Annotated in this window: 15 protein-coding genes and 1 tRNA gene; all 16 read right to left on the bottom strand. The window is 58.4% G+C overall.

Going from position 1 to position 14985, the window contains the following annotated elements; genetic code table 11:
- Positions 1-13: 13 nt before the first annotated feature.
- The 16 genes from DES49_RS12745 to DES49_RS12670 all read right to left on the bottom strand — a co-directional run bounded on the left by DES49_RS12745 (position 14) and on the right by DES49_RS12670 (position 14902).
- Complete coding sequence (locus DES49_RS12745; RefSeq protein WP_133736806.1) at positions 14-328, bottom strand: cupin domain-containing protein; 315 nt, start codon at positions 326-328, stop codon at positions 14-16.
- Entirely contained in the window at positions 328-1242 is a 915-nt protein-coding gene (locus DES49_RS12740; protein ID WP_133736805.1) for a GGDEF domain-containing response regulator, read from the bottom strand. The genes DES49_RS12745 and DES49_RS12740 overlap by 1 nt, the downstream gene beginning before the upstream one ends.
- Before the next feature lie 183 nt (positions 1243-1425).
- Positions 1426-1821: an acyl-CoA thioesterase gene (locus tag DES49_RS12735; RefSeq protein WP_133736804.1), complete on the bottom strand. Its 396-nt coding sequence runs from the start codon at positions 1819-1821 to the stop codon at positions 1426-1428.
- Positions 1822-1986: 165 nt separating this feature from the next.
- Positions 1987-2063: transfer RNA gene (locus tag DES49_RS12730), tRNA-Pro, on the bottom strand.
- A gap of 68 nt (positions 2064-2131) precedes the next feature.
- Positions 2132-2347 (bottom strand): hypothetical protein, encoded by a 216-nt coding sequence (locus tag DES49_RS12725; RefSeq protein WP_133736803.1) that lies wholly within the window; start codon positions 2345-2347, stop codon positions 2132-2134.
- Positions 2348-2440: 93 nt separating this feature from the next.
- Positions 2441-2797: a MerR family transcriptional regulator gene (locus DES49_RS12720; protein ID WP_133736802.1), complete on the bottom strand. Its 357-nt coding sequence runs from the start codon at positions 2795-2797 to the stop codon at positions 2441-2443.
- Positions 2775-3080, bottom strand: coding sequence for an integration host factor subunit alpha (ihfA, locus tag DES49_RS12715; protein WP_133736801.1), 306 nt, complete (start codon positions 3078-3080; stop codon positions 2775-2777). Before ihfA ends, DES49_RS12720 begins: the two co-directional genes overlap by 23 nt.
- A gap of 3 nt (positions 3081-3083) precedes the next feature.
- Complete coding sequence (gene pheT / locus DES49_RS12710; protein ID WP_133736800.1) at positions 3084-5456, bottom strand: phenylalanine--tRNA ligase subunit beta; 2373 nt, start codon at positions 5454-5456, stop codon at positions 3084-3086.
- Between the two features lie 39 nt (positions 5457-5495).
- Entirely contained in the window at positions 5496-6494 is a 999-nt protein-coding gene (gene pheS, locus DES49_RS12705) for a phenylalanine--tRNA ligase subunit alpha (protein WP_133736799.1), read from the bottom strand.
- Positions 6495-6597: 103 nt separating this feature from the next.
- Positions 6598-6957 carry a 50S ribosomal protein L20 gene (gene rplT / locus DES49_RS12700; RefSeq protein WP_133736798.1) on the bottom strand — a complete coding sequence of 120 codons (360 nt, stop codon included), beginning with the start codon at positions 6955-6957 and terminating at the stop codon, positions 6598-6600.
- A 34-nt stretch (positions 6958-6991) separates the two neighbouring features.
- Positions 6992-7183 (bottom strand): 50S ribosomal protein L35, encoded by a 192-nt coding sequence (gene rpmI / locus DES49_RS12695; RefSeq protein ID WP_133736797.1) that lies wholly within the window; start codon positions 7181-7183, stop codon positions 6992-6994.
- 50 nt (positions 7184-7233) lie between these two features.
- On the bottom strand, positions 7234-7776 hold the full coding sequence (infC, locus tag DES49_RS12690; RefSeq protein WP_133736796.1) for a translation initiation factor IF-3: 543 nt from the start codon (positions 7774-7776) through the stop codon (positions 7234-7236).
- A 2-nt stretch (positions 7777-7778) separates the two neighbouring features.
- Complete coding sequence (gene thrS / locus DES49_RS12685) at positions 7779-9710, bottom strand: threonine--tRNA ligase (RefSeq protein WP_133736795.1); 1932 nt, start codon at positions 9708-9710, stop codon at positions 7779-7781.
- A gap of 148 nt (positions 9711-9858) precedes the next feature.
- Positions 9859-12237 (bottom strand): efflux RND transporter permease subunit, encoded by a 2379-nt coding sequence (locus tag DES49_RS12680; protein WP_133736794.1) that lies wholly within the window; start codon positions 12235-12237, stop codon positions 9859-9861.
- A 71-nt stretch (positions 12238-12308) separates the two neighbouring features.
- Positions 12309-13466 carry a WD40/YVTN/BNR-like repeat-containing protein gene (locus DES49_RS12675; protein ID WP_133736793.1) on the bottom strand — a complete coding sequence of 386 codons (1158 nt, stop codon included), beginning with the start codon at positions 13464-13466 and terminating at the stop codon, positions 12309-12311.
- 83 nt (positions 13467-13549) lie between these two features.
- On the bottom strand, positions 13550-14902 hold the full coding sequence (locus DES49_RS12670; RefSeq protein ID WP_243865043.1) for a DUF1329 domain-containing protein: 1353 nt from the start codon (positions 14900-14902) through the stop codon (positions 13550-13552).
- Between the last annotated feature and the right edge of the window lie 83 nt (positions 14903-14985).

Genomic DNA, 14985 nt, shown 5'->3' with positions numbered 1-14985 from the left:
GCGCGGCTGGTTGTCAGCGATAGAACACGGCCAGCCAGACCGTCACACGCTCCGGGTCCGTCCAGCTGACCCGGTGCCTTGAATGGGCGGGAATCGAGAGATGATCGCCCTTCTCCAGCTGGATTTCCGGGCCCTGTTCAAACAGCACCCTTCCCGCGCCTTCCAGAACCATAACCCACTCATGCTCATCCTGGTCGTACCAGCCTTCAGCCGGCGAGGTATGGCCTTTTGAAACAATGCGCTCGATACGCACATGGCTGGTCTCAAGAACGGACTCAAACACCTCGTTCTCCAGGGTCTCCGGCAAGGATGACAACAGATTATTCATCAGTCCTGCCCGCCCCTGGCACGGTTCCGCCCCTGCGATTTGGCACTGTAGAGCGCCTTGTCAGCGGCGCCCAGAAGCGTCTCGGCTGTGACCTCGGCCAGATCATCGAACTGATCGCTGGTCGCCACCCCGAAGCTGGCGGTCACCGGTACCGGCTGTCGGCCTCTACTGAACTCAAGCGCCGCAACGTCGGTGCACAGGCGCTCCGCCAGCGCCAGGGCGCTGGCTCCGCTGGTGTTTCTCAGAATCAGAGCGAACTCGTCGTCGCCGTAGCGACAGACCACGTCACTTTCACGACAGCTGCGAACAAACGATTCCCCGACCTGCTGTATCACCATGTCTCCGAAAGAGTGGCCATGGGTGTCGTTAATCGACTTGAAGTGATCGATGTCCACCATGATCACGGATACCGGGCTGGCCTCACGGGCCATGACCGACACCTCGCTCGACAGCCGGTCACTGAGATAACCCCGGTTCCAGAGACCGGTCAGCGCGTCGATCTGCGCCTTGCTGGTAAGCAGGTCATGGTAGCGCTTGGTGCGCAACGCCGCGCGGACCCGGGCCTTGAGTTCAATGGCGTCAAAGGGTTTGGTCACGTAATCCACGGCGCCCATGTCGAACGCTTTGACCTTGGTCGCCACATCCATGTTACCGGTGAGAAAAATCACGGGTATATCGGCGAGCGTGCGATCGGCCTTGAGTTGAGCGCAGAGCGTCATGCCGTCGGTGTCCGGCATGTCCAGGTCCAGCAGGATCAGGTCCGGGAGATGCTCAGCGGCCAGCGCCGCGCCCTCCTCGGCACCATGCGCGTGCAGCAGGCTCACCCTTTCCGATTTGAGTTGGGCTCCGACGATGTAGTGGATATCGGGCGAGCCGTCAATTACCAGAACACACTGCAGACCGGTATCACTCATGCTTCACTCCCCCTAGAGGCGCACACGCATCTGGGACGTAACATCGCGCAGTACGTGATGGGTGCGTGTGCTCTTCTGTGAATCGCTCGAACCCTCAAGTTATACCAGAGTTCGGGCTAACGACAGTGACACAAGGACTTTCCCGACAACATGCGGCCGACCTCGTACGAATGGCGTTCTACATCAAGCCTCAACAAGGTGTTCCGCCAGCTTTTCCCGGATATCGTCGGGAATGGGCAGGGCTGTTTCAGTTTCATAGTCAAAGTGGATCAGCACGGCCACGCCCCGGGCCACTTCGGTGCCACCCTGCCAGGCTTCCTGGATGACATGGAACGACGAGTTCCCGATTTTCCCGATATAGGTCCGGATATTCACCGGCATGGCCCAGTAGCTCTGGGCCTTCAGGTCTATTTCCAACCGGGCAATGATCAGGGGCCAGTGTTTGACGTCCAGGGAGGGATGGAAGATCCGGAACACCGGCATCCGTGCCTGCTCAAACCAGACCGGAAATGCCGTGTTGCTGATGTGGCCCAGCGCATCGGTATCGTTGAAGCGGGGCTCAATCTCGTGATGGAACATTCATGGGCTCCTTGTTGATATCAGCTTCAGAGTGCTGATCAGCGTAAAGGATTCACGATGGGTGTCTACTCTGGTATTCGGACATCTATTAGCGGACGGGGCAAATCAGACAGGGAACGGAAAACAGAGGGAAAAACAGGCAAGAGTGTTGCTTACTGGAGTAATTGGTCGGGGCGGCAGGATTTGAACCTGCGGCCTCTGCTCCCCCAGAGCAGCGCGCTACCAAGCTGCGCCACGCCCCGACCGAAGGATGCTGACCTTGCGATCAGCGGCGCAAATAGTAACTGATGCTTATGAGAAAAAAAAGGGGTTATCGAAAAGCCCTGCCAAGTTCCTTTAATGCAATCAGGCGCAGAACATAGGAGACCTTGATGCCAACGCCGAAAATCAGCATTCCGATATGGGCGGCAATCTGTGCGCCCATGGAAAAGTGGTCAGCGAACGGATAGCCAATTGCCACGCAACCCAGCACGGCCAGAATACACAGCACGATCCCGGTGTTGGCCGCAAGCAACAGTTTCTCCAAGGGAAGCCTCTAATCGATTTATGCCATACAATTCTGATCATATGACGAGGCTCCATCCCCATCAAGCGTTAGGCACGAATCGAGAGAGACTGCTCAGGTATTGAGGACTTCCAGCACGTCTTCCAGCTCGGTGATCATCTGGCGGATGATCTGCTTGTATTGGGTGTCTTCCTCGCGGGTCTCACTGCTGCTGAGCTTCTGCTTGGCCCCGCCGATGGTAAAGCCCTGATCATACAGCAGGCTGCGGATCTGGCGGATCAGCAGCACATCGGCACGCTGGTAGTAGCGCCGGTTACCACGGCGCTTGACCGGGTTCAGCTGGGGGAACTCCTGCTCCCAGTAGCGCAGCACGTGTGGCTTCACATAGCAGAGGTCGGCCACTTCACCAATGGTGAAGTACCGTTTACCCGGGATTGCCGGCAGTTGGTTATTGTGGCTGGGTTCCAGCATAGGTTTCTACTTTTTGTTTTAGCTTCTGCCCTGGCCGGAAGGTGACAACGCGGCGCGCACTGATCGGGATTTCCTCGCCGGTCTTGGGGTTGCGCCCGGGCCGCTGTCGCTTGTCCCGCAGATCGAAATTGCCAAAGCCACTCAGCTTGACCTGTTCATTATGGCTGAGGGCCTCGCTGATCTCATCGAAAAACGCCTCCACCATTTCCTTGGCTTCACGCTTGTTCAGGCCCAGCTCTTCGTAAAGCCTTTCCGCCATGTCCGCCTTGGTTAAAGCTGTCATTCGCTAGCTCCTCAACTGCGCTCCCAGCTCATTCTGTAACGCTTGCGTTACCGTATCAAAAAGGCCCTGGACCTCTTCGTCCCCAAGGGTCCTTTCAGGATGCTGCCAGTACAGGCTCAACGCAACGCTTTTCTGGCCCTTTTCAATATGTTGGCCCTGATAGACGTCAAAGACCCGAAGCCCCGTCAGAGCGTCACCCGCCGCCTTTCTGGCCACGGCTTCAACGGCTGCCCACCCGGTTTCCTCTCCTATAAGGATAGCCAAATCCCTGCGAACTTCAGGGAATTTTGAAAAGACTTTGAAATGAGGCACATATCCGTTGAGAACTGATTCCAAGCTTAGTTCATACAGACAGACTCTGCCATGCAGATCCAGCATTTTTTGCAATTGGGGGTGAAGCGTCCCCAGCCACCCCACAACCTTGCCGTCGGCGCTGACCCGCGCGGACTGCCCCGGGTGCAGTGCCGGATGCTGGGCCGGCTCGAACTCAAGGGTCTTGCCCAGCATGCCGGCCAGGGACTCCAGGTCGCCCTTGGCATCATAGAAGTCCACATTACGCGTCTCGTTCACCCAGTTCTCGGGTGTTGCCGGGCCAGTAATCAGGCCGGCGAGCATGGACTCCTGCGCAATTCCGTCCGCCTCACGCCGGAAACGCAGACCGGTCTCGAAAAGCCGAACGCGGTTCTGCTGGCGGTTCTCGTTATGGGAGAGGGTCTGCAGCAGGCCGGGCCAGAGACTGGTGCGCATCACCGCCATGTCGGAGGAAATGGGGTTGGCCAGCTCGATGGAGGCCGCCTCGGGGTCAATCCTCTGCTGGAGCTTCGGATCCACGAAGCTGTAGGTAATGGCCTCCTGGTAATCCAGGGCGACCAGGTGATCCTGAACCCGGGACAGGGGCCGGACGGATTCGGCGCCTGCGGAAATCGTGATCCGCCCCTCGGCTTCCGTCACCGGCAACCGGTTGTAGCCGTAGATGCGCCCGATTTCCTCGATCAGATCCACTTCCAGGGCAATATCGAACCGGAAGCTGGGCACGGCCACCTCCCAGCCATCCCTGTGCAGGCGCACGATCCGAAGCCCGAGGCGGCTCAGGATTTCCTCGATGGTGGTGCGATCGATGGTCATACCCAGCACCTCGGCCACACGTGCCTCGCGCAGGTACACCGAGGTGGAAGCAGGCAGGTGCTCGGTACTGGCAATCTCGATCACTTCGCCGGCCTCACCGCCGACGATGTCCAGCAACAGAGCCGTGGCGCGCTCGGTTGCCGCGCGCTGGAGATCCCAGTCAACGCCGCGCTCGAACCGGTGCGAGGAGTCCGTATGCAGGCCGTGGGCCCGCGCTTTCCCAGCCAGCATGACCGGGTCGAAGAAGGCGCTTTCAAGCAGTATATCCCGGGTATCCTCATTCACCCCGGATTCCTCTCCGCCCATAATGCCGGCCAGGGCCAGCGGACGCTGATGATCGGCGATCACGAGGTTGTCCGTGCCCAGCTCCAGGGTCTGGCCATCAAGCAGTTGCAGCGTCTCGCCTTCCGTAGCCATCCGTACGACAATGCCGCCACGGACCCGCGCCCGGTCAAAGGCGTGCATGGGCTGACCCATTTCCAGCATGACGTAGTTGGTGACGTCCACTACCGCATCAATACTACGGATCCCGGAGCGGCGCAGACGCTCACGCATCCACATCGGTGTCGGCGCCGAGGTGTCCACCTGGCGGATAATCCGGCCCACGTACCGGGGGCAAGCCTGGGGGGCATCCACACGGATCGAAGGAATCTCCGAATGAACCGGTGTTACCGCCTCGGGTTCAAGATCCTCGAAGGTCTGTGACGTCAGGGCGCCCAGATCCCGTGCAACACCCCGAATGGAGAGGCAGTCACTGCGGTTGGGGGTGAGGTCCACGTCCAGACTGCGGTCGTCCAGCGACAGGTATTCCCTGAGATCCGCCCCGGTTGGCGCGTCCTCCGGCAGTTCCATCAGGCCTTCGCCGTCCTCGGACAGCTCCAGCTCCGCTTCGGAACAGAGCATGCCGTTGGACTCCGCGCCACGCACCTGCGCTCGCTCAATCCGTTGACCATCGGAAAGGAATCCGCCGACCCGGGCAAACGGCGCCTTCAGGCCAGTTCTGACGTTGGGTGCGCCGCAGACGACATCCTGGGTACTGTCGCCATCGGAAACCCGGCACAGGCTGAGCTTGTCCGCACCTGGATGCTGGCCGACCCACACCACCTCACCGACAATCACGCCCTGAAAGTCCCCGGCAACCGGATCCACATCGTCAACCTCAAGCCCGGCCATGGTAATGGCCTCAACAAGCTCGTTGCTGTCCATGCGCGGATTGACCCAGGTTCTCAACCACTGTTCGCTGAACTTCATCTTGATTCTGTCCTGTTCACTGAAATCGGGCGTCGGGTACTAACGGAACTGGCGCAGGAAGCGCAGGTCGTTCTCAAAGAAAAGCCTCAGGTCCTGGACCCCGTAGCGGAGCATCGCCAGGCGCTCAACACCCAGCCCAAAGGCGAAGCCGGACCACTCTTCCGGATCCACGCCGCAATTCTCGAAAACGCGTGGATGCACCACGCCACAGCCCATCACCTCCAGCCACTTGGTGCTGCCGTCCGCTTCCCTGCCCCACTCGATGTCCACTTCCGCGGAAGGCTCCGTAAACGGGAAGTAGGATGGCCGGAAACGCACCGCCAGATCCCGTTCAAAAAAGGCGCGAAGGAAAGCCTCGATGGTGCTTTTAAGATCCGCAAAGCTGGCCCTGCGGTCCACGAGAAGCCCTTCGACCTGGTGAAACATGGGGGTATGCGTCAGATCCGAATCACAGCGGTAGACCCGGCCGGGGCAGATCATCCGGAATGGGGGCTCGCCGTTTTCCATGGTGCGGATCTGCACCGGTGAGGTGTGGGTCCGAAGTACGGTGCCCGGATCAAAATAGAAGGTATCGTGCATGGCCCGGGCCGGATGATGGGGCGGGATGTTCAGGGCCTCGAAGTTGTGATGGTCGTCCTCGATTTCCGGACCTTCCTCCACCCGGTAGCCCGCGCCACCGAAGATCTCCTCGATGCGGCGCAGTGTCCGCGTGACGGGGTGCAGCCCACCCGTTTCGCGGCCGCGCCCGGGAAGCGTGACGTCCACGGACTCGGCGGCCAACTGCTCATCCAGGGCAGCGGCTTCAAGGCGCTCACGGCGGGTGTTAATGGCTCCCTGAACCCGCTCCTTGGCCTCGTTGATGCGCTGACCGGCAGCCGGCCGTTCTTCCGGGTCGAGCTTGCCCAGGCCCTTGAGCAGCTGGGTGAGATGCCCTTTTTTGCCAAGATAGTCCACCCTGAGCTGTTCCAGGGTTTTCAGGTCGCCGGCCTCACTGATGGCATTCAATGCCTCATCGCGCAGCGCTTCCAGGTTCTCCATGCAATGGACTCCACACAAAAAAATAGGGGAAGAGCGCGCTCTTCCCCTACTGATCTTGGTCTCCGGCTCCTGGGGAGCCGGCTTTCAGCGGACGATGAAGAGCTCAGGCCGTCAAGGAGGACTTGGCCTTCTCAACAACAGCCGTAAAGGCCTGCTTCTCATTCATCGCGAGATCCGCCAGCACCTTGCGATCGATCTCGACATTGGCCTTCTTGAGTCCGGCGATCAGCCGGCTGTAGGACAGGCCATTGGCGCGGGCACCCGCGTTGATGCGGGCAATCCACAGCGCCCGGAACTGACGCTTGCGCTGCTTGCGGTCACGGTAGGCGTACTGCTTCGCCTTGATAACCGCCTGTTTGGCAACACGATAGACCCGGCTCCGGGCACCGTAATAACCTTTCGCCTGTTTCATTACTTTCTTGTGGCGGCGACGAGCCACAACACCACGTTTTACGCGAGGCATAATACTATCCTTCTATCAACCTTAACCTGAGAACTTACTGACGCAGCATCCGCCGAATACTCGGCTTATCCTGGTCCGAAACCTGAGACGTACCACGCAGCTGACGCTTACGCTTCGGACTCTTCTTGGTCAGGATGTGGCTGGTATGGGAACTCTTACGCTTAAAGCCTTGCGCTGTCTTCTTGAAGCGCTTGGCCGCCCCGCTTTTGGTTTTCATCTTTGGCATTTCAAACTACTCCGCATTCCTGGGTAAATAGGAATAACGCCACAACGGCGTTATTTTTTCTTGCGGGGAGCAACAACCATGGTCATCTGACGTCCTTCCATCTTGGGTCGCTGTTCGACCTGTGCCAGCTCTTCTATGTCCGCCTCAACGCGCTGCATGAGCTGCATCCCGATTTCCTGGTGCGCCATCTCCCGTCCGCGGAAGCGGATGGTGACCTTGCCCTTGTCCCCATGCTCAAGGAAACGTATCAGGTTGCGCAGTTTGACCTGATAATCCCCTTCTTCAGTTCCGGGCCGGAATTTAACTTCCTTGACCTGGATCTGTTTCTGCTTTTTCTTGGCCGCAGCCTTGGCTTTCTTCTCCTCGAACACCTTCTTGCCGTAGTCCATGATCTTGCAGACCACGGGCTCGGCGTCCGAAGCGAGCTGGACCAGATCCAGCTCTACCTCTGCCGCCTTCTCGAGGGCTTCCTCAAGAGAAACGATACCGACCTGTTCGCCCTCTGAATCAATCAGGCGGACTTCAGACGCTTCAATGTTGTCGTTAATCGCCGGTCGTTGGGCACGACTGCCGCGAGGGTTCGTCTTTTTGATAGTTAAGTCTCCGTTTCGACTCTGCTTTTACGTTTGGACTCGGAGTCTAAAAGCTGCAGAAAATGCTCCATTGTCATGGAGCCAAGGTCTTCACCCCGTCGTGTTCTCACGGCAACCTGGCCGTTCTCGACTTCTTTATCGCCGACAACAGCCAGATAGGGCACCTTGTCAATTGTGTGCTCGCGAATTTTAAAGCCGATCTTCTCGTTTCTCAAGTCAGCATGCGCCCTGTAACCGGATTCTTCCAACTTTGTGGCTATATTCCGGGCATAATCGGCCTGATTATCCGTGATATTGAGCACTGATACCTGCACCGGTGCCAACCAGAGCGGAAAGGCCCCCTCGTATTCCTCGATCAGGATACCGATAAAGCGCTCAAAGGAGCCCAGAATGGCCCGGTGCAGCATAACCGGCACCTGCCGGCCCTGCTCCTGGTCACGGGGAACGTATTCCGCCCCCAGACGCCCCGGCATGGAGAAGTCGACCTGGATGGTACCACACTGCCAGACCCGGCCGAGACAGTCCTTGAGCGAGAACTCGATCTTGGGGCCATAGAAGGCGCCTTCGCCTGGAAGCAGCTCCCAGTCCACGCCCTGGCGGTTGAGTGCCTCTTCCAGGGCCTTTTCGGACTTGTCCCAGCTGTCGTCGGAGCCAACGCGCTTTTCCGGGCGGGTCGAGAGCTTGTAGTGGATCTCCCTGAACCCGAAATCCCGGTAGACCTCGTGGAGCAGATCCATGAAAGCCGAGACTTCGTCCTGGATCTGTGACTCCTCACAGAAGATGTGCGCATCATCCTGGGTAAAACCACGAACCCGCATCAGCCCATGCAGCGCTCCGGAGGCTTCGTTGCGGTGGCAGGAACCGAACTCCGAGAGCCGTAGCGGCAGGTCCTTGTAGCTCTTCAGCCCCTGGTTGTATACCTGCACGTGGCAGGGACAGTTCATCGGCTTGATGGCGAAGTCGTTCTTTTCCGACTCCGTGGTGAACATGTCGTCCGCGAACTTTTCCCAGTGACCGGAGCGTTCCCAGAGCGTACGGGATACCACCTGCGGCGTCCGGATCTCCTGGTAGCCATGGCGGTTCAGCTGCTTGCGCAGATACTGCTCAATCTCCTGATAGACCGCCCACCCCTTGGGGTGCCAGAACACCATGCCCGGCGCCTCATCCTGCATGTGGAACAGGGACAGCTTCTTGCCCACCTTGCGGTGATCGCGCTTTTCCGCTTCCTCAATCCGGTGCAGGTGGGCCTTGAGGGATTTCTTATCCGGCCAGGCCGTGCCGTAGATCCGCTGGAGCTGCTCATTACTGGTATCGCCACGCCAGTAGGCGCCCGCAACCTTGGTCAGCTTGAATGCCTTGAGCTTGCCGGTGCTCGGCACATGCGGCCCGCGGCAGAGATCAATGAACTCGCCCTGCTTATAGAAGGACAACGGCTGATTGCTGGGGATGTCCTGGATGATCCGGACCTTGTATTCCTCACCCATGCGCTCAAACAGGCGGACAGCGTCATCCCTTTCCATGACGGAGCGCTCGATGGTGAAGTCTTCCTGGGCCAGCTCCTCCATGCGCTTTTCGATCTTCTCAAGATCCTCGGGCGTGAAGGCGCGATCGTAGCGGAAATCGTAATAGAAACCGTCCTCGATCACCGGGCCGATCGTTACCTGGGCTTCCGGGAAGAGTTCCTTCACGGCCTGGGCCATCAGGTGCGCCGTTGAGTGACGAATAACCTCGAGCCCTTCCTGATCCTTGCCCGTCACGATGGCCACTTCCGCGTCGCGGTCAATGGTATGGCTGAGGTCAACCAGGCTGCCATCCACCTTTCCGACCACGGCGGCCTTGGCGAGCCCCGTTCCTATGCTGCGGGCGACCTGTTCCACGGTAACCGGATGGTCGAACTCGCGCTGGCTGCCATCGGGTAACGTCACTACGGGCATGTCAATCTCCATAAATCCAGTGGTGATCCCTACGAAAGATCACGTGAGTGTTTGTTCGGAGGCGGGATTCTAACAAGTACGGGAGGAAACGGCTATCCGGCAACGGCGCCAAAATGTGGCACCGTGCCGGATTCCGTGAGTTATCCGCTTACTTCTTCTTCGCGGCGATCTTCTCGGGGCGAAGCAGGAAGCGGGCAAGCGCGGGCATCAGCCAGATTGCGCCCACCATGTTCCACAGGAACATGAAGGTAAGCAGGACGCCCATATCCGCCTGGAACTTGATCGGAGAGAATATCCAGGTGAATACGCCAAGCGCCAGGGTAATGCCCGTAAAGGCGACCGCCTTACCCGTGGTGCGCAGGGTTTCAAAGTACGCCTCCTGCAGCGGGTACCCTTCTTTCAGATAGGTTTCCAGCTTGGAGAACATATAGATGCCGTAGTCCACGCCAATGCCAACGCCCAGCGCGATAACCGGCAGGGTCGCCACCTTGATGCCGATCCCCATCTGCGCCATGAGTGCCTCCGCGATGATGGACGTGAGGCCCAATGGCAGAATCACACACAGCACCGCCCTGACGGACCGGAAGCTCAACAGGCAGAGGAAGGCCACCACGGCGTAGACAAAAACCAGCATCATGTTCTTGGCACTGGAGATGACCTCGTTGGTTGCCGCCTCGACCCCGGCATTACCGGCACCGAGCAGGAACTCGTGCTTATCCGGGTCGTTATTGCCTTCGGCAAAGTCTTCGACTTCCGCGGTCACCCGACGCAGCGTCTCCGCCTTGTGGTCGTCCAGATAAGCCATCAGTGGTGTCAGGCTACAGTCTGTGTTGATCAGACCGCTGGGCGCCTGGCGGATAGAAGCATTGATAATGGTCTGGTTACGCGAAATCTCGTACCAGTTCCAGTTACCTTCGTTCAGTGCGCGCGTCACGATCTTGGAGACATCCGCAAGTGAAATCGTGGACTGTACGCCCTCGGTGTTTTCAAGCCGCCACTGAAGACGGTCCATGGAGCGCAGCACATCATAGTTGGTGCAGCTTTCCTGGGGCGTTTCCACCATAACCACAAGCACATCGGAGGACGTACTGTAGTTCTCCACCATGAAGCTGTTATCCATATTATAGCGACTGTCCGGCCGTAGCTCGGGCGCCCCCTTATCCAGGTCTCCCACTTTCAGGTCCTGCTTGTAATAGACCGACGCTCCAACCAGGACCAGCGCTATCAGAAGAGAAACAGGCGCCACCCCGGGATGGGCGAAGTAGGACATCAGGCGCCACTTGCGGTCCGCCTTGCCATCATGGTTCTGGACATGCTTGACCCCACCCTTGGTGATGCCGATATAGGACATGACCACGGGATGCAGCACCAGGTTGGTGATAATGATCACCGCAACACCGATGCCGGCGGCCACGGCCAGGTCCCGAATCACATCTATCTCGATGAACAGCAGGGTCAGGAAGCCGAAGGCGTCGCTCACCAGTGCCACGATACCCGGAATGTAGAGGGCCCGGAACGCCAGCCTGGCGCTGGTCAGTGGATCAAAGCCCTTACTGGCCTCAATCGCCATGGCATTGACCACCTGAACCCCGTGACTGATGCCGATCGCAAAGACCAGGAAGGGAACCAGGACTGAGTACGGGTCCATGCCATAACCGAGGAGACGCAGTATGCCGAGCTGCCAGACGACCGCGACCAGCGACGCAAGGACCGGCACGATGGTCCCGGCAACACAGCGTGAGTACCAGAACAGGAAGATGGTCGTGAGCACCAGCGTGATCAGGGCGAAAAGCGCAATGGATTCAATGCCCTCGATCAGGTCACCGACCAGTTTGGCGAACCCGACAATGTGAATGTCGACGTTCCCGTTCTGGGCCTCGAACTTCTGGCGCACCTTCTGTTCCAGGGCCTGGGAAAGCTCACGATAGTCCAGGGATTCACCGGTTTCGGGATCCTTTTCCATCAGGGGGGCATAGATAATGGAGGAATTGAAGTCGTCGGCTACCAACCTGCCAACCTCTCCGGAACGCAACACGTTGTCGCGAAGCTCTTCCAGAGAATCTTTCGAACCGTCATACCCATCCGGGATGACCGTGCCACCCTGGAACCCCTCTTCCGTTACCTCCTGCCATCGCACATTCGAGGTCCAGAGGGATTTCAACCCGGAACGCTCAACCCCGTTGAGGTAGAACACCTCGTCGGTGATCTTTTCCAGGGTTTCCATGTACTCCTTTTCGAAGATGTCTCCATCCTCGTTTTCCACGGCAATGCGGACGTAATTACCCAGGTTCTGAAGATCATCCCGGTGCTCCATCATGTTCACGATGTAGGGATGCTCAAGGGGAATCAGGCGTTCAAAGCTGGCATCGGGCTGTATTTTGGCTGCGTTATAACCCAGGAACAGGGTCAGGACCAGGAATACAATCAGCAGTGGCAAACGGTTATTGAAAATAAGCCGTTCAATCATCGGTTCAGCCGACGGTGCGGGCTGCTCGCGCTTACCATCGGATGGATTGGAGTTAGACATTAAGAAGTCCTCTTACAAGACCGTTACAAGACGGGATAACTGCAAATCAATCGGGAACCGGGATGCTGGAGCTAGAGCAATAGATCCCGTCCCTGTCTGTCGGTCCGAATGGCCCCTTTCTCGCCAACCAGAACCAGGCCTTCACCAGGCACCAGCATGACGCCCACATAGGAAAGCCGGGAAGGACGGATAATGGAGGAGAAATTCTCGCCACCGTCGTCGCTGTACACTACAGATCCACTGTTACCGACCATCGCAATCTCACCGTTGTCATTGGCATGAGCGGAATTGAGCGTATTGTCCGTTCCCGAATCCACCGACTCCCATTCATCGCCACCGACAGAACGATAGATGTTCCCCCGCAGGCCGTAGGCAAGTACCTCGTCTTCATCCCCGGTCCCCACGACCCCGAAAAAGGACCCCGGGTAACCCGGCTCAAGCTGTTCCCAACTCTGCCCGTTGTCGGTAGAGCGGAATACAAAGCCAGACTCGCCGGCAATATAGAGATCGCCTCCTTCAACGCGGGTTATACCGTTGAGGTGGAAACGATTCGGGTTCTCAATGGATCCCATGCGGGTCTTCCAGGTTTCCCCACCGTCCTTGGTCCGATAGATGTTGCCGTAAGCGCCGACCGCGAAACCGTGATCCTCATTTTCAAACCAGACGTCCAGAAGCGGGTGCCAGGGCCCGAATTCCTTGAGGTCGGCCTGGAGGTCTTCCTTGTTGAAGACAAAGTCGTCCATTTCCCACTCAAGGTCCGCTACCTTGTCCTGATCATCGGTTTCCTCGATGCGCTCTTCCATCTCCGCAATCTTCTGATCGTAATAGTCAACGACCTGCGGAACGCCATCGCGCCCGTCAAACTGGTGCTCCCAGCTCTCACCCCCGTCACTGCTGTGCAGGATGACGCCACTGTGGCCCACGGCCCAGCCCTCGTCCGCAGTCGGGAAATCCACACCGGTCAGTGTTGTGGAGACCGGGACGCTTGCCTGGGTCCAGCTGTCACCGCCGTTATCGGAGTACACGATATGACCCCGTTCACCGACCGCAACGAGGCGGTCTCCGGCGCGGGTAATATCCAGCAGCAGTGAGCTGGCCGCGAGATCAGTTTCCAGGGCCGGGATTTCAAGCACATCCCCTACCGCATACGCCGGTGACGACAGGCCACCCCATAAACCAATACAAAGACTGGCCACCGCCAGTGACCGTTTTCCTGGCTTTTTGAACATTCAGACTGCCTTTTTACTGATAATGATCGGAAATCCGTAGTCCCACAGCGAAAGACCCGGAGAACCGGGTCTTTCCGTTATTGCTAGCGCCGACCGCTGCGGCGTAGCGACTGCGGCGAGAAGTAGCGTCTGTTGGGAACCCTGTCAGAGAACACCTTCGTTGACCGCTCTTCGGTGTCGAGCCCCTGCACATGATAGCGCTTGGACTGCAGGTCGTGGAACACGTCAATCGCCTTCCAGACCGTGGGCACCTCATAAAAGCTTTTGCTCATGGCCTGACTGACCCGCCAGAGTTCACCGCGCCCATCATACTGGTCGACCATCACCACCTTCCAGCTGTCCGCATCGATATAGAACACGCGCTTCGAAAAGATATGGCGCTCCCCTTCCTTGAGGTTGGCCTCGACCACATGAACACGCTGCCGCTCCCAACGCTGCAGATCCGGGTTCAGGTGCTTTTTGCCAAGGATCTTACTATATTCGAGTCCTTTCTGGGCAATTTCATAATTATTATACGGAATGTAAGCCTGCTGCATTCCACGATATTGCCAGTTGTACCGGTCCAGGGCCCCGTTGAAGAGGTCCGTTTCGTCGGCGGTACGCAGGTTGTCGGCGGCTGCAATCGGAGAGTCGTACGCCAGGTTCGGGGCTCGGCGGACGCGGCGCTGCCCGGCGTTGTAGCCCCAGGCACGGCGTGGCTCCTTGACCTGGTTGAGGGTCTCGTGAACCAGCACGGCGCCACCGGCAAGACGCGGCGGGGATTTCGTGGCCGACAGGTAATAGAACAGCGTATTGTCCAGTGTGCTCTCATCCCCTTCCGGGTTATAGAAGTTGAGAAAGATATCCTGCTCGGACATGGTCAGGCTGTAGTCACCGTCTGTCTCAACCGCCACCTCGCCGGAATGGAGCTCAACAAAGATGCCGCGCCAGCTGGTCTTGTGGTTCCAGATTGCCTGCTGGGCCTGTTCCTCATTGGAGCCGTGCAGTATCGGGAAGGGAATACCCCCGTAAGCGCCGTCGATACCGTCCCCGTCGGCAACCAGTTCGGCCTCGGTGGCATTGTCTTCAATATTCTCCAGAATCCACTCGGGCCAGGCCATGGTCCGGCGCGACGGGTAGACCTGAATCTCATAGGTATCCGGATAGGTCTCAAGCAACGCCCGGGTCCCATCGGTCAGGTACTCGTCATACTGGTCCATGTTATCCGCTGTGACAGTATGACGGATTTCGTCATCCGGGAAGGGGTTGGGGTGAAAGTCACCGGATTCCCCGTAATCCACGTTGTCGGGAACGCCATCAAGCCCACCGGTATACTCGGGGATGACCCCATCCTCGCTACCCGCGCGGGGCGCCCCGAACCGGGTGAGCTCCTCACTGCCAAGCCGGTCGGCCTGTTGGCTCGAAACCTCGGCCGACACCGGCCCGCCAGCGAGCATCAGCGTTCCTGCCAGAGATACTGCAATCGCTCCACGCAAGGTATTCACTGTTTTATGCATCCTATAGACCCTGTTGTTGTTTT

The organism is Halospina denitrificans, assembly GCF_004364635.1.
Taxonomy (GTDB): Bacteria; Pseudomonadota; Gammaproteobacteria; order Pseudomonadales; family Oleiphilaceae; genus Halospina; species Halospina denitrificans.
The sequence above is the reverse complement of the archived record's forward strand: the minus strand, read 5'-3'. Positions and strand labels throughout refer to the sequence as shown.